Raw genomic sequence first — 3,238 nt, 5'->3', positions numbered from 1 at the left:
TCGTGCCCGTTTTGACAAAATTCTCTTGGATCATGCTAAGGATACAGGGGCTCAAGTATTAGAGGAAGCAGATGTCAAGAAACTCATATTCGATGGCGAACGACTTGCCGGAGTCCAATATCAGTATCAAGGTTGCAGACATGAAGCCCGAGCGAACTTTGTGGTAGATGCTAGTGGTCGGGCTGGGTTAATTGCCAAGCATTTTAACCTAAGGAAAATGAATAATAAGCTGCAAAATGTTGCCGTTTTTCAACACTATAAGGATGTGGTTGCTGAAAACAATCCAGGTGTTGAAGGTGACGTGCTATTCAGCTGCCATGAAGATGGTTGGCTCTGGGGGATACCTATTGAAACCAACGTGATGAGTGTTGGAGCTGTGATGCCATTAAGCCTACTAAAACAGAGCAATCCTGAGGAAATTTTTAAAGCACATTGCGATCGCTCTCCCCGCATTAAGAGTGCGATAAAAGGCGCAACTCCCTTGTTTGATAAACCGAAAGTAGAATTAGATTTTTGCTATTATTCTGAGCAGTTTACTGGACCTGGATATTTTATTGTTGGCGACGCAGCCTGCTTTGTAGATCCAGTATTTTCTGGGGGTGTTTTTCTCAGCATGCTCTGTGGACTAAAAGCAGCTGAGGCAATACACGAAATTTTTGATGGTAAGGATGATTTGGAGGCATGTCAAGACTTTGAAAACTTATGCAAAACAGGGTACGACTCCTACTTCCGAGTGGTCTACTCTTACTACTATGAATTCAACAGAGACATGAATAAGATGGGTCTAAACTTACCCGGCGGTTTCCGCTTTGTACTTCAAACGTTTGCCGGGGATTTTTGGGCTGAACGAGACCAGCCTGTATTGAGCTACCTACGTTCTAAAAAAGAATGGGATACCTTCGAGCAGCCTTTTGAGCGCATTTACGATTGCCCGATCTATCCAGATACTCATTACAAAGCTGCAGATCCAGCAAGCTTTACACCCCCAGAAGATTTTCTTGAATCAATTAATACACAGACACAAACAGAGACACAAAAGGCGGCAGTTTTGTAGACAGGTTGAGTCAGTTCAACCGTATCAATGGTGAGCATCTTCAAGCTCACCCACCAGGGAAGCCAGAGTAAAAAAGCTTTCAATGCAGAGCTTAGGATATCCTGGCTCTGCAAACTGTATGGAATTGTCAAGGTTTTGTACTTAAAGTGAATGGTCTCGGCTGGTCTGGAGTTTGCGGAGCTGAAGATCACTCAGGGCACTCACGACCAGCAATGAATTATTGGCAATTTTAACTGGCGTAGAAGCTAGCACCATTACCAGTACTGACTTCAGCATTGTTTAGCTGTATCGAGCAATGATCCCCAAAAAGGGATGAATGCCCAGTGAGCAATTCTCAAAAAATTCTAACGTCTTAAAAGGGATGGCTGACAATCGCCTCTTAAAATGGCATTGCTGAGGGGCGGAATTAATATGAGTGGAATGGGCATCCTGCCCGCGCGAAGATTGTAACGGGCAGTGCGGCTCGTTCCATGCCTGATGCCCATTCCACAGGTGCGACCAGTGGCGAATTTAATTCTTAATGGTAAGAGCGCACCTAAGCAAGATGCCTATTCCACAGGTGCGACCCAAGGCCGCGAGGGATTGCTCGCGGCCTTGGAGGCGCGCACCTACTCTTAAAATCATTCACTTATTAAGCAACGCCCTTATTCTGTCAACTCTACTGAGACAGGAGCACAGGCAATCCAAACCTAACCCCAACCGTGACAAGCACAGGAGAAGAATCCTAGCATTCTCTGACTCATGTTACGCAACTGTTCCACTACGACTTAAACCCCGAGTAGCCCGAGTATGCTTCAGCAAAAACGAAATCTACGAACCGCAAAAAGCAACATCAAGAACCAAATCAAATTGATCTGCCAGTTGTTTTGTCTGGTTGCCAAGGTTATTTTTTCGAACCGTTCCATCCGCTTTAGTTTACTATGCACTATCTTTCTATGGACTGTATGGTTAACTGCAATTGGACCTAGTCGAGCACTTTCCAATTTGTGTGCTAACTGGGAATTTGCCTTCACAATGGTCTTTGGTTCCATGGTTGCAGGAGCGACAAGTATGGGAGGAGGCGCAGTTGCTTTTCCAGCTTTAACAAAGTGGCTTCACGTCTCTCCCCCCGATGCAAAACTCTTTTCTTTAGCCATTCAAAGTATTGGAATGAGTGCCGCATCTTTTACGATTGTTGCTATGAAAACTCCAGTAGAATGGAAGTTAATTCGTTGGGTGAGTTTAGGGGGAATTCCAGGTATTTTTATGGGAACAGCTTTTCTGGCTCCTTTACTTCCTCCCGAAGTCATAAAAATTTCATTTACAATGATGGTGAGCAGTTTTGCCCTCATTTTAATTCAATTAAATTTAACTAAGACTGAACGTAATTTTACGATTGAACACTGGGGTAAACGAGAAAAAATTTTATCTCTAGTCGTCGGAGTAATGGGCGGTATGATTAGTGGGTTAGTTGGGAGTGGAATGGATGTTTTTGCCTACTCTGTAATGGTGTTACTGTTTGGTTTGTGTGAGAAAGTTAGCACTCCAACTTCAGTGATTTTGATGGCAATTAATGCCGTCACAGGCTTTTTAATTCATAACTTTATCCTGGGGGATTTTGTCACTCCCGTCAGTAATTATTGGTTAGCAGCGGTTCCGGTTGTGGTAGTGGGTGCGCCAACCGGAGCAATTCTTTGTAGTCTTATGGAACGCCAAATGGTGGTTGGGATTTTGATTAGTTTAATTGTAATTGAATTGCTGACTTCTTTACTGTTGATTCCGCTCACGACATCCGTAGTTTCGGCTGGATTGTTTGCCCTGATTTTATTTACTTCATTTTATTATCTGATGTATCGCACAAAACTGAGACGCGCTTAATTGAGTGATTCTAGGTTTTATCATTAAAAGTGAAGCATCAGTGGGAGTAAACACAATCGTGTGTCCTCCCACTTGAGGTTCCCCTTTGACAAAACGGTACAACCGGGAGCAGGGTAAGAGATTTCAGCAGCCCCCTGCACTATAGTTCATTAATGGCATCAGCATAAGCCATTGCTGCTGTTTCCCACTTCGGCAAATTACTACTAATCTCAGCTAATTGTTTTTCTTTCAAGCCACCCATTACCTTCTCGGCTGCCTCCCTGGGCTGATCAGGGTCAACGGTAATGATGGAAGACCCCCCCGCTTCCAAACCAGCTTGATTCCCTA

At 44.0% G+C, this 3,238-nt stretch carries 2 protein-coding genes and 1 pseudogene; 2 read left to right on the top strand and 1 reads right to left on the bottom strand.

All coding sequences use genetic code 11. The annotated features are described in order from the left end of the window. Both F6K20_RS30815 and F6K20_RS30810 read left to right on the top strand, forming a co-directional pair. Positions 1-1,054 (top strand): NAD(P)/FAD-dependent oxidoreductase (locus F6K20_RS30815; protein ID WP_287297261.1); only part of this gene is annotated, 1,054 nt, incomplete at its 5' end. A gap of 789 nt (positions 1,055-1,843) precedes the next feature. Continuing rightward, the gene (locus F6K20_RS30810) at positions 1,844-2,911 is read left to right on the top strand and encodes a sulfite exporter TauE/SafE family protein (protein ID WP_287297260.1); all 1,068 of its coding nucleotides are present in this window, start codon (positions 1,844-1,846) and stop codon (positions 2,909-2,911) included. 139 nt (positions 2,912-3,050) lie between these two features. Here the strand turns inward: F6K20_RS30810 and F6K20_RS30805 are convergent. Next, positions 3,051-3,238 (bottom strand): annotated as a pseudogene (locus F6K20_RS30805) (glycosyltransferase); the annotation flags it as partial.

It is taken from the genome of Moorena sp. SIO2C4, from assembly GCF_010672485.1.
In the GTDB taxonomy this organism is placed as follows: domain Bacteria; phylum Cyanobacteriota; class Cyanobacteriia; order Cyanobacteriales; family Coleofasciculaceae; genus Moorena; species Moorena producens.
Note: the sequence above shows the minus strand (reverse complement) of the source record. Positions and strands in the feature narration are given on the sequence as shown.